Annotated in this window: 15 protein-coding genes; 1 reads left to right on the forward strand and 14 read right to left on the reverse strand. The window is 34.4% G+C overall.

Features of this window, described 5'->3' with window-relative positions:
* Positions 1 to 241: 241 nt before the first annotated feature.
* The 11 genes from ACEWK1_RS20425 to ACEWK1_RS20475 all read right to left on the reverse strand — a co-directional run bounded on the left by ACEWK1_RS20425 (position 242) and on the right by ACEWK1_RS20475 (position 9,359).
* The gene (locus ACEWK1_RS20425; protein WP_121662502.1) at positions 242 to 448 is read right to left on the reverse strand and encodes a cation transporter; all 207 of its coding nucleotides are present in this window, start codon (positions 446 to 448) and stop codon (positions 242 to 244) included.
* Between the two features lie 368 nt (positions 449 to 816).
* Positions 817 to 1,314 (reverse strand): dihydrofolate reductase, encoded by a 498-nt coding sequence (locus ACEWK1_RS20430; RefSeq protein WP_416636597.1) that lies wholly within the window; start codon positions 1,312 to 1,314, stop codon positions 817 to 819.
* Positions 1,311 to 2,105 carry a thymidylate synthase gene (locus tag ACEWK1_RS20435; RefSeq protein ID WP_416636598.1) on the reverse strand — a complete coding sequence of 265 codons (795 nt, stop codon included), beginning with the start codon at positions 2,103 to 2,105 and terminating at the stop codon, positions 1,311 to 1,313. Before ACEWK1_RS20435 ends, ACEWK1_RS20430 begins: the two co-directional genes overlap by 4 nt.
* Positions 2,106 to 2,152: 47 nt before the next feature.
* On the reverse strand, positions 2,153 to 2,893 hold the full coding sequence (locus tag ACEWK1_RS20440; protein ID WP_121662505.1) for an anthrax toxin lethal factor-related metalloendopeptidase: 741 nt from the start codon (positions 2,891 to 2,893) through the stop codon (positions 2,153 to 2,155).
* Positions 2,894 to 3,101: 208 nt separating this feature from the next.
* Complete coding sequence (locus tag ACEWK1_RS20445; protein ID WP_212134219.1) at positions 3,102 to 3,707, reverse strand: YpjP family protein; 606 nt, start codon at positions 3,705 to 3,707, stop codon at positions 3,102 to 3,104.
* 335 nt (positions 3,708 to 4,042) lie between these two features.
* The gene (locus tag ACEWK1_RS20450) at positions 4,043 to 4,174 is read right to left on the reverse strand and encodes a YuzL family protein (protein WP_098797417.1); all 132 of its coding nucleotides are present in this window, start codon (positions 4,172 to 4,174) and stop codon (positions 4,043 to 4,045) included.
* 31 nt (positions 4,175 to 4,205) lie between these two features.
* Positions 4,206 to 4,985: a class I SAM-dependent methyltransferase gene (locus ACEWK1_RS20455; RefSeq protein ID WP_416636599.1), complete on the reverse strand. Its 780-nt coding sequence runs from the start codon at positions 4,983 to 4,985 to the stop codon at positions 4,206 to 4,208.
* A gap of 77 nt (positions 4,986 to 5,062) precedes the next feature.
* Positions 5,063 to 5,497, reverse strand: coding sequence for a BrxA/BrxB family bacilliredoxin (locus ACEWK1_RS20460; protein WP_212134223.1), 435 nt, complete (start codon positions 5,495 to 5,497; stop codon positions 5,063 to 5,065).
* A 207-nt stretch (positions 5,498 to 5,704) separates the two neighbouring features.
* Positions 5,705 to 7,396 carry a dihydroxy-acid dehydratase gene (gene ilvD / locus ACEWK1_RS20465; RefSeq protein ID WP_212134225.1) on the reverse strand — a complete coding sequence of 564 codons (1,692 nt, stop codon included), beginning with the start codon at positions 7,394 to 7,396 and terminating at the stop codon, positions 5,705 to 5,707.
* Between the two features lie 94 nt (positions 7,397 to 7,490).
* Positions 7,491 to 8,609 carry a conserved virulence factor C family protein gene (locus ACEWK1_RS20470; RefSeq protein WP_212134227.1) on the reverse strand — a complete coding sequence of 373 codons (1,119 nt, stop codon included), beginning with the start codon at positions 8,607 to 8,609 and terminating at the stop codon, positions 7,491 to 7,493.
* A gap of 144 nt (positions 8,610 to 8,753) precedes the next feature.
* Entirely contained in the window at positions 8,754 to 9,359 is a 606-nt protein-coding gene (locus ACEWK1_RS20475) for an HD domain-containing protein (protein ID WP_212135119.1), read from the reverse strand.
* A 163-nt stretch (positions 9,360 to 9,522) separates the two neighbouring features.
* Between ACEWK1_RS20475 and ACEWK1_RS20480 the strand changes: the two genes are divergently transcribed.
* Positions 9,523 to 9,768 (forward strand): hypothetical protein, encoded by a 246-nt coding sequence (locus tag ACEWK1_RS20480; protein ID WP_098797423.1) that lies wholly within the window; start codon positions 9,523 to 9,525, stop codon positions 9,766 to 9,768.
* On the opposite strand, the gene ACEWK1_RS20485 is transcribed toward ACEWK1_RS20480, so the two are convergent.
* The 3 genes from ACEWK1_RS20485 to ACEWK1_RS20495 all read right to left on the reverse strand — a co-directional run.
* Positions 9,765 to 10,277, reverse strand: a complete 513-nt coding sequence (locus tag ACEWK1_RS20485; protein WP_416636600.1) for a glutathione peroxidase — start codon at positions 10,275 to 10,277, stop codon at positions 9,765 to 9,767. The genes ACEWK1_RS20480 and ACEWK1_RS20485 overlap by 4 nt on opposite strands.
* 32 nt (positions 10,278 to 10,309) lie before the next feature.
* Positions 10,310 to 10,816, reverse strand: a complete 507-nt coding sequence (locus ACEWK1_RS20490) for a hypothetical protein (protein ID WP_212134231.1) — start codon at positions 10,814 to 10,816, stop codon at positions 10,310 to 10,312.
* 9 nt (positions 10,817 to 10,825) lie between these two features.
* A partial coding sequence (locus ACEWK1_RS20495; RefSeq protein WP_416636601.1) for a formate--tetrahydrofolate ligase occupies positions 10,826 to 11,530 on the reverse strand: 705 nt, incomplete at its 5' end.

The raw sequence follows: 11,530 nt of genomic DNA on the forward strand, positions 1-11,530 counted from the left end.
ATACTCATCATAGATATTTAAAAAGTAACTTATTAATCTTCTTTAAAATGAGGAAGTAAAAACAAAAATTTATCACTAACTATAAGACCAAGTCCAAGACTGTATTACCCAAAAACATAATTTTTCCATTCACTATTTGTTCATCTATCTATTTTAACATAAGAAAATCCTGTTATTGTTTCAACAGGATTTTCTTTACTCTATACTAATGTGTAAGGCAACGCCTAAGTGGCCCTTCACATTAAGAGGTATGGAAGTTATGTTGGTGAATTGTTAGTATGATCCGCTCTTTAGAGATTCTTTTATCATCATACTGAACTTTTACCTCACCATCTTCAGTATCAATTAATACTCTTTCAATACCAGCTAATTCATTAAGTAAATACTCGATTTGTTGAATTGAATGCTCTGATGTAGCTTCTTTAACAAAAATTGTTTCTTCCGCCATAAAGCTCTCTCCTTTTAAGATTGTTTCAATAAATGGATAAACAATGAAACATTTTTATCTAAATTCTGTTTATCACAGTTTTTAAAATTGTTCTTATAGCTCATGTTCTCCGTCCACTATATCTAAAATAACCCTTATAAGTACAAAAAATTCCTTAATCCACCTTATATTATAGTAAGCAGTTTTGATTTCAATAAAAAGGGTGACGAAATTGGATATTTACGAAGCGGTAGAACAACTTATTAAATTAAGAGATGACTTAATGAAGTAGAAGCAAGAACCCTTTTGTTAAGATTAATTGAGTTGATACTACTATTTGTTCATTTCAATAAAAATTCGATTAATTTAAAAAAGCATCATTTCGTTTTTCAACGAAATGATGCTTTTTTCTCATATACTACAAACTCATAATCAAAAGGATTTTTTTCATCCCTAATTCCTTTTTCGCTTTTCACCATTTCCCACTCTTCTTCATTTGTTTTAGGAAAATATGTATCTCCCTCAAACTCATGATGAATATGTGTAATATAAAGGCGGTCACTGTAAGGTAAGATTTGCTGAAAAATCTCTGCTCCTCCAATGACAAATACTTCTTCATGGGATTGCAAAGAGAGTTCCTTTATATCGTCTATTGAATTCAGGACTAAACATCCTTCTTGGGAATAATTTTGATCTCTAGTAACAATAATATTTTCTCGACCTGGTAGTGGTCTACCAATAGACTCAAACGTTTTTCTTCCCATTACAATTTTATGATTCATCGTCGTTTTTTTAAAATAAGCCAGATCTTGTGGCAGGTGCCATGGAAGTTGATTATCTTTTCCAATAAGGCGATTAGTATCCATTGCAACTAGTAAAGAAATCAAACACTAACAGCTCCTTTAATATGTGGATGAGGATTGTAGTTTTCGAAACTGAAGTCCTCAAAAGAGAAATCAAAAATAGATTTAACATCTTTGTTCACCACTAAAGTTGGTAATGGCCTAGGATCTCGTTGTAATTGTTCTTTTACTTGTTCAACATGATTTGAGTAGATGTGAACATCTCCAAAAGTATGAACAAACTCCCCTACCTCTAAGTTAGTTGCTTGTGCAATCATATGAACAAGTAAAGCATATGATGCAATATTAAATGGCACACCCAAGAAAACGTCAGCAGAACGTTGATATAACTGACATGAAAGCTTCCCATCTGCTACATAAAATTGAAAAAAGCAATGACAAGGTGGTAGTGCCATAGAATCAACATCTGCAACATTCCAGGCTGAAACAATTAATCTTCTGGAATCTGGATTGTTCTTAATTTGCTCAACAACATTCGTAATTTGATCAATAGTAGAACCATCTCTTGCAGGCCATGCTCTCCACTGATGTCCGTAAACTGGACCCAGCTCTCCATCTTCATCTGCCCATTCATTCCAAATTTTCACACCATTATCTTGAAGATACTTTACATTTGTATCACCTTTAAGAAACCATAAAAGTTCATGAATAATTGATTTCGTGTGTAATTTTTTTGTCGTAATTAACGGAAATCCTTCTTGAAGGTTGAACCTCATTTGATAACCAAATGTGCTTATTGTCCCCGTACCTGTTCGGTCTTCCTTTATCACTCCGTTTTCAAGTACATGTTGACATAATTCCAAATATTGTTTCATTTAGACATTTCCCCTAACTTTTAATCCTTCATGTATTTTACCATACTTTAATACTGAGAATTCACATAAATATTTTTGCGTAACTCTGCTGCTTGTGTTTCTAGTGAACGAATAAATGTAAAAGTTAACGGGGCTTTTTCTTGTAGAGTTAATTTCGTTTGATTATTGTAATAATACATGGCAAATGTTTCAGCAAAATATTCTTCAGGGAATTGGATAAAATATGATTGTAGCGGGAAAAGAGAGTCAACTTCCTGTTTCCAGATATTTAAAAAGAGTGGATTTTTTCGAACGTACTGGAAAACATAACGATCAACAGCATGAGCAAATTCATGAAGCTCCAGTGACACAGATCCATGTCCTTTACCAAATTCACTATGCCCAATTTTTGCATAAACGACTCTATTATCACTCATCCCCGGAACTAACTCCCAATTCGGATCATTTGTTTCATATCCACGTGGTTTTAAGTCTTTTAATCTATCTAAACCATTTTGACTAGTTAAAGAACCCGTAAACAGTTTAATTTGAATACTTTCCTCTGCTGCTAATAATAAAATATTTTCATCTACTTTTTGTATATTTTTTATCATCTTCACTGCATCATTTTCCGAAAAACCTTTAGGAGGTAAATAAACCAATTCACTAACTATTGGTTTAGATAAGGATAATTCATTTGTCTCAAACTTATATAAAGATAGCTGAACACCTTCAGGAAAGGCTTTTGCTAGATGATAAAATGGAATACAAATAAGAGAGAGTAAAAGAATGAATAATGTCTTTTTCATGATGTATATCCCCCTCTTTACTAATGAAAAATTTGTAAAAATTTTAAGAGGTTTGTAGGTTAAATACTTTTCTACTATACTATCATAAATAGACAATTTTAACTAGAAGTGTTGGGGTCGCATAGATTATTGATATTATTTCCAAAACAAAGCAAAAGGGCATACGGATGTATGCCCTTTCAACATTTTTTTCAAATAATAAAAGTCATTAATGGTAACTCATCCAATTTGGAGGAGTGTTTTTATTCCAATAAATACTGCCTAGATCTATATGTGATTGAAATGAATCATGATAAGAGTGATAGTGGAAGTTGAACCAATACCCTTCTAAAGGACGATTCTCTCTTCTAACGTGAAAACGCAAAACATCCTCACCTGTTTGTGTGTTATAGATGTGAAAAATCTTTTCTCCAGTTCCACCTGATGGCCTTGAAATTTCAACATGTTCAAAAAGTTCGTCATCTTCGACATTAACATAATATGTAATGACTTCCTCCATTTTAGGCAGAATTACTTTTTTAAACTCATCTTGGATTACATCGCCAATTTTATCTCCAAACTTAGAAAAAGATTTTTGCTCTGCTTCAAAAAGAAGAGAATCAATAATTTCATCTTTTGATAAAGATACTTGCTGTTCAACATCTATATTATCAGATAGTAATGCATGTTCATTTTCATTCGAGAATGTAGGCTTGGTCACCGAATCTTCTGCTGGCTTCTCTTGAACTGCCGCTAAAGACGCAGGTGGTGTTACAAGTCCAAAGGTTGCGATAGAGAATAAAATAAAGAGTGATTTTCTCAACCATTTGTTCATGACAGTTCTTCCTCCAACAATATGATTATAGCAATATTTTATCATAGTCTTAGAGGTTATTATATATCAATTTTATTACAAAATTTAAAAACAATTTGTTCAATAAAATGTAACACTTTTATTGTTGGACGAAAACGTTTAAAATAGAAATATCTAACACATATTATGTAAAAAAGTATAGGAGGGTTTAGAAATGGGTTATGATACTTTATTCGTTATACTTTCTTTTGTTACACTAGCTTATTTTATTTACGTTGAAATTACGGACTAATACATAAACAAAGCAAAGGGTGCCACAAACGTGAGCACCCTTTTTAGTTGTCAAAGCAAATACTTTATGTTCTCTTTGTTTTTTTTCGAGCGGAATCCACTTGCTTACCACCTGTTTCATTCATAGTGGTGCCTTGTCCCTCAACATTTGGAGAGCTAAGACCAGCTCTAGATGGGTCAACTTTTCTTTTTGGCATAAAGATAACACCTCCATGATATTATCTTTTGCTATTTGTGCAAATCTATGACTCCATAATGGAATTTCGCTGTTTTACGGACATTTACTTGAAATTGAAATTCGGCAAAACGTGAACTTCTCCAATGGTCTTTTAACACGATTCTTTTAGAAGCAACTCGTTTTGCTTCAGTAATAGTCTCTTTAGTTAACTTAGAATAATTTGCAATTCTTTTTAAAGGTTGTAATCCAACGGAGCCTTCTATCGTTTCCTCAAACATTGGATCAAAATAAATCACATCAAAACTGTTATCCGGGCATTCTTTCAAAAAAGCAAGATGCTCTCTATTTTTTACCTGAATTCTTTTCATTGCATCATCCAATTGAGGTAAACCAGTTTTCCACTGATAAAGACCTGTTTGCACAAGAAAAGCTAAAGGCTTACTGCCTTCTATTCCACAAACTATTCCTTTATCACCAACAACATAGCTAGCAATTATACTGTCCGAAGCCAGTCCAAGTGTACAATCTAAAAAGGAACTTCCTTTTTCAAGCTTACATGCAACACAAAAGGGATCGTCTTCTCCCTTTACTATTCTTTTTATTCGAAACATAGCTGAATTAGGATGAAAAAACAAAGGTTCTGTAAAATCAGAAAAATGAAGTTCCATCCTATTTTTCCCAACAACAAGAATATCATCATCACATTCTCTTTTTAACTGATCAACAGCTCTTTTATTTCTTCTCAAAAAAATTGAATCCAATTCATTTGCAATTTCTATAGCAGACTTTATTAAATTTTCATCAGGCCTTCCTGAAGTGGTGATTATCATACCTATTTATACTCCTATATGCCATATTCACTGCTTTTTTATCTTGTAAAAAAAGGATGCAATAAGCACCCTTTCTTTTAACAATATTTTTCAAATGAAGATTCTAAATTTCCCATTATCTCTTCAATTGAATTTCCTTCGATTTCGTGACGAGGTATAAAGTGAACAACTTCGCCATTTTTAAGAAGTGCCATTGATGGTGATGAAGGTTCGTGCCCTTTAAAATACTCACGCATTTTACTAGTCGCTTCTTTATCCTGTCCAGCAAAAACAGTAACAATTCGATCTGGTTTTTTTTCAGCATTCAAAACAGATTGTGTTGCAGCAGGCCTTGCTAAGCCAGCTGCACACCCGCAGACAGAGTTGACTACAACTAAAACTGTTCCATCTTCTTCATTCATGAATTGTTCCACTTCTTCTGCTGTTGTTAATTCTTCAAATCCTGCATTGGTTAATTCTGCTCTCATCGGTTTTACCATTTGTCTCATATATTCTTCATATGCCATTGACATAATAAAATCCCTCCAAAATGTGCATTAATGTAAGTAAAGAATACTATAGGGTCATCATTCTTGCAAATAAATAGAAACAACCTAACAACTTATAACATTAGGTTGTTTCATATTCATGTTACTCTTTTTAAACCTGGCCGTTAATATGTGCTTGAAGTTATGAGAATCATCATTAAATTTTATGACCTAAAGCTTTAAAATCATATTTCACTTATCATTTTCCTCATACAAATCAGTTACTGCGCCTTTTGAAGCGCTTGAAACAAGACGGGCATATTTTGAAAGAACACCTCGTTCTAAAAGCTTAGGTGCTGACCAATTTTTCTTACGTTGCTCAAATTGTTCTTCTGTTAATGCAACAGACAGTTCACGTTTTTCACTATCAACTGTAACCATGTCTCCATTTTCAACAAAAGCGATTGGACCACCAACTTGTGCTTCTGGAGAAATATGACCAACTACTAATCCATGAGACCCTCCTGAGAAACGTCCATCCGTTAATAACGCAACACTTTCTCCTAAACCTTTTCCTACAAGAATCCCTGAAATGGACAGCATTTCAGGCATACCTGGTCCACCTTTTGGTCCTTCATAACGTATGATTAAAACATCACCAGCTTTAATTTCTCCTGAAATAACTGCTTCTGAGGCTTCTTCTTCTGTATTAAACACCTTTGCTGGTCCAGTTAACTTCGACACCTTTAAACCAGATACTTTAACAACAGCTCCTTCTGGTGCAAGATTTCCTCGTAAAATGACTAAAGGACCGTCTTTACGTTTTGCTTCAGATACGGGATATATCACTTTTTGTCCTTCTTTTAATTCTTGGCAATCTGCTAGGTTTTCAGCAACTGTTTTACCTGTTACCGTTAAGCAATCTCCGTGTAAGAAGCCCTCCTGAAGTAGATATTTCATAACAGCTGGAACCCCCCCAACTTGATGCAGATCATTCATAACATATTTTCCACTTGGCTTTAAGTCTGCCAAATGAGGAACCCGTCTTTGAATTCGATCGAAGTCATCAATTGTTAAGTCAACCTTAGCAGCATGTGCAATTGCAAGTATATGAAGAACAGCATTTGTTGAACCACCAAGTGCGTACACAACTGTTATTGCATTTTCAAATGCTTCTTTTGTCATGATATCTCTCGGTCTAATTCCTTTTTCAATTAACTTATAAACAGCATCACCTGCATCAAAGCAATCTTGAAATTTTTCATCTGATTCAGCAGGGTTAGAGGAACTACCAGGTAAACTCATACCCATTGCTTCGATTGCAGATGCCATTGTGTTCGCTGTATACATTCCTCCACAAGATCCTGCACCGGGACATGCATGACACTCGATTTTACTTAATTCATCTTTATTAATCTTTCCTGCATTGTATTGACCAACACCTTCAAAAACAGAAACAATATCAATATCTTTTCCATTCAATTTACCTGGTTTAATGGAGCCCCCATAAACGAATACTGACGGCAAATTCATACGTGCCAGGGCAATTAAGCACCCGGGCATATTTTTGTCACAGCCTCCAATAGCAACAACTGCATCTAAGCTTTCTCCACCTACAACTGTTTCAATAGAATCAGCAATCACTTCACGGCTTGGAAGAGAATATCTCATACCAGCAGTACCCATTGATATTCCATCAGATACGGTAATTGTATTAAAGATCATCCCTTTACCGCCTGCTCCATTTGCACCATTTTTTGATTGAATAGCAAGCTTGTCAATATGTATATTACAAGGTGTAACCTCACTCCAAGTACTTGCAACCCCAATCAAAGGTTTTTTAAAATCTTCATCACTAAAACCTACTGCACGAAGCATTGCACGGTTTGGTGCTCTTAACGTCCCTTCAAATACCTTACTGTTATTTCTCAAATCTTTGGTCATCATAATACCTCCATACTTTTCGTTTGTAATAATATTCAGTAAATTCACTACAAATAAAAACAGTCAATCTTAATTGACTGTTTAGTTTTGAGCTCTACCCATTTCTACGCTCTGTCATTTGTTTCCAAACAGAGCCTTTTGCTTCTTCTCCGCCCTCAATTCGTCCAATTGCCATTTTTACCTGCATGCTCACTTCAAATTCCGAATCATTTTCGGCTTCTTTTAATGCTTGAAGGGCTGACTCATCTCCTACTTCATATAGAAACATAGCTGCACGCCATCTTACTAGTTTGTTTTTATCTTTAAGTGCAGCTATCATTTCGTTCATTGCGGCGGGATCACCCATATCAGATAAACAGTCACCAGCTGTTCTTCTAACTGTAACTGATTTATCTTTAAGTGCTTTATATAATAAAGGTAACACAATAGGCTTTTCTATCATACCAAGATAGACAGTTGCAAGCCTTCTGATTGATGGCTTTTCATCATCAAGTGCTTTTTCAAGTACTGGAAGATCCTCTTCAGTTGGTTCCATTTGGTCTAAATGTGCAAAACGCTTTGTCCAATCCTCATCATCAAGCATGTCGAGACTAACCTTGTAGGATTTACGAGCTTGAACTTTTGTTTTTTCTTTTTCATTCGCTGCTTTAATGAGCCTTTTTAGACGATCTTCAGAATAAGCAGCACTGATCTCATCCACAACATCTTTTCCAATATCAGCAAGTTCACCATATCGAACTCCATGGTCTTTCCACTGCCTATCAAGAACAACATTGTCATTGGCTTGTTGTGCAGTCATAACAGTTTCTTTAAACCGATCTGGTAAGCCAAAGCGTTCCTCAAGAATTCCATCAGTAAGTTTCACTTGCATTGGTATTCCATTAAACATTTGAATAAAAACCTTTACTTCTCCAAATGCTTCTTCATTTGTTGCATTATTTGCTTGTTCAGCTACATCCTCACCAAATGCTTGACGAACTTGTGCCAAAAGATCTTTCCAATCATATTTTGCATTCCTTTCAACAGCAAGGAAATCAGCAACATGATATACACCTTTAATTCCTTCAATGGATAGGATATCTTTAATGATATTAGGTGCTTCACTAGCTTGATCTTTTTTGTAATTATTGCTTTTTCCAGAAGGAAGCTCTTCTGATAAAAGAACCTTCATCGTATTTGGACTAGGAGTAGGTTCGATTGATTTTATTTTCATAATGGCACTCCTTTATTCTTATCGTAATGATATTGTAACATAGCCACTTTTTTTCATGCCATTCATAGGGTTTGATCGTCTTCGCATACTTTTACTTTTAACAGTTGAAACAAATTTTTAAAAAAGACGAGCATGCTGCCTGTGTTATATTTTTTTCGGACCATTCCACTCTTTTAGAAACTGCTCCAAAAAACCTTCGAGATATTGATGTCGTTCTTCAGCTAAAAGCTTTCCGGTTTTAGTGTTCATTAACTCTCTTAATTTTAACAATTTATCATAAAAATGCTGTATTGCATTAGACAAGTCCAAACCTTCTGGGTCATAAATCACATTTCCTTTAGAACCAGCAAAAGCAAACGTCCTGGCTATTCCAATCGCTCCAATCGCATCTAAACGATCACCGTCCTGAACAATTTTCGCCTCGAGTGAAAGCTTACCAGCTGAAATATGCTTTCTAAAGCTTATATTTTCAATAATAGAGATGATTTCATTCATTTCATTACGATTAACTTCTAATTCAATTAATAGTTTTTTTACATCAGTTACTTCTAGTTTTATCTCCTTTGACAGCTTATCATCTATTAGATCATGTAAAAGTGCAGCTGTTTCAACAATGAACATATTTACTTCCTCTTCTTGTTCTCCGATAAGTAAGGCATTTTTTCTAACTCGATCAATATGCCACCAGTCGTGACCGCTACCCTCTTGCTTTAATCTTTTTTTCACAAAATCCTCTATCGTTTGTACCATGATTTTCTTTGTTTTCTCCACTTAAAAATTACACTCCTCATCCTTAAGAAACGATTTTTGAAATTAATTACACTCCTATAGAAAACTGTTAAAGTTTCGGATATATAAACACTGACTAGCTCATTCACATATACTACTTTATCAATATTAAAGGAGTATGTTCATGAAAAACGCGAGAAACCAGCAGCAACCAATGATCGGCCAAGCTTGGACTGGTAAACATGTTATTCTTCTACATTGCAATGAACGAAATCAATTTAAGCAATTATATAGTAGTTATCATGCCCCAATCGAGCCACCTCGTCAAAATTGTGCTGAGACTTTGTCACAACTTTTTAGCATTGGATATAAAGTGAAACAAGTTACCACCCTTACCGGAGGACAACTACAGTATTTACTTGTTCTTTAGATACTGAAAAAGAAGTCTGACGTGTAGACTTCTTTTAGTATCTTTTTAATATGAGGCTTTATTTCTTTTGGATTTGTATTCGGTGCAAATCGCTCTATTGGCTGACCATTTGAATTTACAAGAAATTTTGTGAAGTTCCATTTTATCGATTTTGTTCCAAGCAACCCTGGAGTTTCAGATGCCAAATACTTAAATAATGGATGAGCATTTTCACCGTTAACTTCAATTTTCGAAAACATTGGAAAGCGAACACCATAGTTTATTTCACAAAAGCTTTCAATTTCTTCATTGTTACCTGGTTCCTGCCCCATGAATTGATTGCAAGGAAAACCAAGGATGGTAAATCCTTGGTTTTGAAATTCATCGTAAAGATTTTGTAATTCTTTATATTGAGGCGTAAAACCACATTTGCTAGCTGTATTTACGATAAGAAGGACCTGATTCTTATACTCTTCTAATGTTTTCATTTCACCTTTGATGGTTTCTACTTCAAATTGATATAAACTCATTAGTTGAAACCTCCTTTTATTTTATAAATCTATTACCTCTTGGTGCTTAGCCCTAATAGTGAAATTGAGTGGTCCACAATATTTATTAGGTCATCAATGGAATCTTCACCATATAAAGTTTGAAATTCTACCATATATTTATGATGATACTTGACACTATGATCAGTTATCTCTTTTGTTAATAATAGCTTCACAAAATGTTGTTTTCCCCAGCTTCTTTTTAATTTTTTTAGCAATAATTCATCATATTCATGAGTACCGTTGTTCTCATAAAAAGACACTGTTACATAACACCCAGGCTTTTCATTCGTTTCTAACAGCTCTCCAGATAATTCCCGATGAGGTATTTCAATTTCAATGAGGATTGACCGTTTGCTTTTTCTAACATCTTCAATTGTAATGATATACTTTCTCACCATAGTAGCTAAGTCAACGATATCACTTCGACCAATAACATTAATTTTCCCTTGAAGATCCAAGTCGTATATATATCCTTCTATTACTACTTTCAAGTTATCAAAGACAGTCGGATCAAACATAGTTACCTCCTAAAACAAGCCAGTTGCCTTTCCGTCTGCTGAAACATCCATATTTAGAGCAGCAGGCTCAGATGGTAAACCTGGCATTGTCATAATATCACCGGTTATAGCAACGATAAAGCCGGCACCTAACGAACCCTTTAATTCACGTATTGTGATCGTAAAGCTTTCAGGTCTACCTAACACAGATGCATCATCTGTTAAAGAATATTGAGTTTTTGCCATACAAATCGGCAAATTATTCCACCCTAAGCGCTCAAATTCTTGAATTTGTTTCTTTGCTTTATTCGTAAACTGAATTCCTGTTGCTCCATAAACTTTACTTGCAATATTGAAAATTTTCTGTTCAATTGAATCTTCATCTTTATATAAAAATTGAAAGGTATTTTCTTGTTCTTCAATAATCTTGAGTACTTTTTCAGCTAACTCTACTCCTCCATTGCCGCCATGTTCCCATACTTCACATAAAACAGCAGGATGTCCTTCCTTATTACTCCAATTTAATAGCTCTGTTATTTCATCTTCTGTATCTGTAGCAAATTTATTAATTGCTACGATGTATGGTAGTCCAAAGCTTTTTATTGTTTCTATATGTTTTTTTAAGTTGGCAATGCCTTTAATTAAAGCATCCTTATTTTCTTGCTGTAATTGATCTTTCTTCTCTCCACCATGCATTTTAAGAGCTCTTATCGTTGCCACAATGACCACAGCAGA

Source organism: Metabacillus sp. YM-086 (assembly GCF_048059995.1).
Lineage (GTDB): Bacteria > Bacillota > Bacilli > Bacillales > Bacillaceae > Metabacillus > Metabacillus litoralis_B.

What these genes read in the sequence shown, in the direction of transcription:
- ACEWK1_RS20425 (WP_121662502.1), bottom strand. Translation starts at nt 448, where the DNA reads ATGGCGGAAGAAACAATTTTTGTTAAAGAAGCTACATCAGAGCATTCA.
- ACEWK1_RS20435 (WP_416636598.1), bottom strand. Translation starts at nt 2,105, where the DNA reads ATGAAACAATATTTGGAATTATGTCAACATGTACTTGAAAACGGAGTG.
- ACEWK1_RS20440 (WP_121662505.1), bottom strand. Translation starts at nt 2,893, where the DNA reads ATGAAAAAGACATTATTCATTCTTTTACTCTCTCTTATTTGTATTCCA.
- ACEWK1_RS20445 (WP_212134219.1), bottom strand. Translation starts at nt 3,707, where the DNA reads ATGAACAAATGGTTGAGAAAATCACTCTTTATTTTATTCTCTATCGCA.
- ACEWK1_RS20450 (WP_098797417.1), bottom strand. Translation starts at nt 4,174, where the DNA reads ATGCCAAAAAGAAAAGTTGACCCATCTAGAGCTGGTCTTAGCTCTCCA.
- ACEWK1_RS20455 (WP_416636599.1), bottom strand. Translation starts at nt 4,985, where the DNA reads ATGATAATCACCACTTCAGGAAGGCCTGATGAAAATTTAATAAAGTCT.
- ACEWK1_RS20460 (WP_212134223.1), bottom strand. Translation starts at nt 5,497, where the DNA reads ATGTCAATGGCATATGAAGAATATATGAGACAAATGGTAAAACCGATG.
- ilvD (WP_212134225.1), bottom strand. Translation starts at nt 7,396, where the DNA reads ATGACCAAAGATTTGAGAAATAACAGTAAGGTATTTGAAGGGACGTTA.
- ACEWK1_RS20470 (WP_212134227.1), bottom strand. Translation starts at nt 8,609, where the DNA reads ATGAAAATAAAATCAATCGAACCTACTCCTAGTCCAAATACGATGAAG.
- ACEWK1_RS20475 (WP_212135119.1), bottom strand. Translation starts at nt 9,359, where the DNA reads ATGGTACAAACGATAGAGGATTTTGTGAAAAAAAGATTAAAGCAAGAG.
- ACEWK1_RS20480 (WP_098797423.1), top strand. Translation starts at nt 9,523, where the DNA reads ATGAAAAACGCGAGAAACCAGCAGCAACCAATGATCGGCCAAGCTTGG.
- ACEWK1_RS20485 (WP_416636600.1), bottom strand. Translation starts at nt 10,277, where the DNA reads ATGAGTTTATATCAATTTGAAGTAGAAACCATCAAAGGTGAAATGAAA.
- ACEWK1_RS20490 (WP_212134231.1), bottom strand. Translation starts at nt 10,816, where the DNA reads ATGTTTGATCCGACTGTCTTTGATAACTTGAAAGTAGTAATAGAAGGA.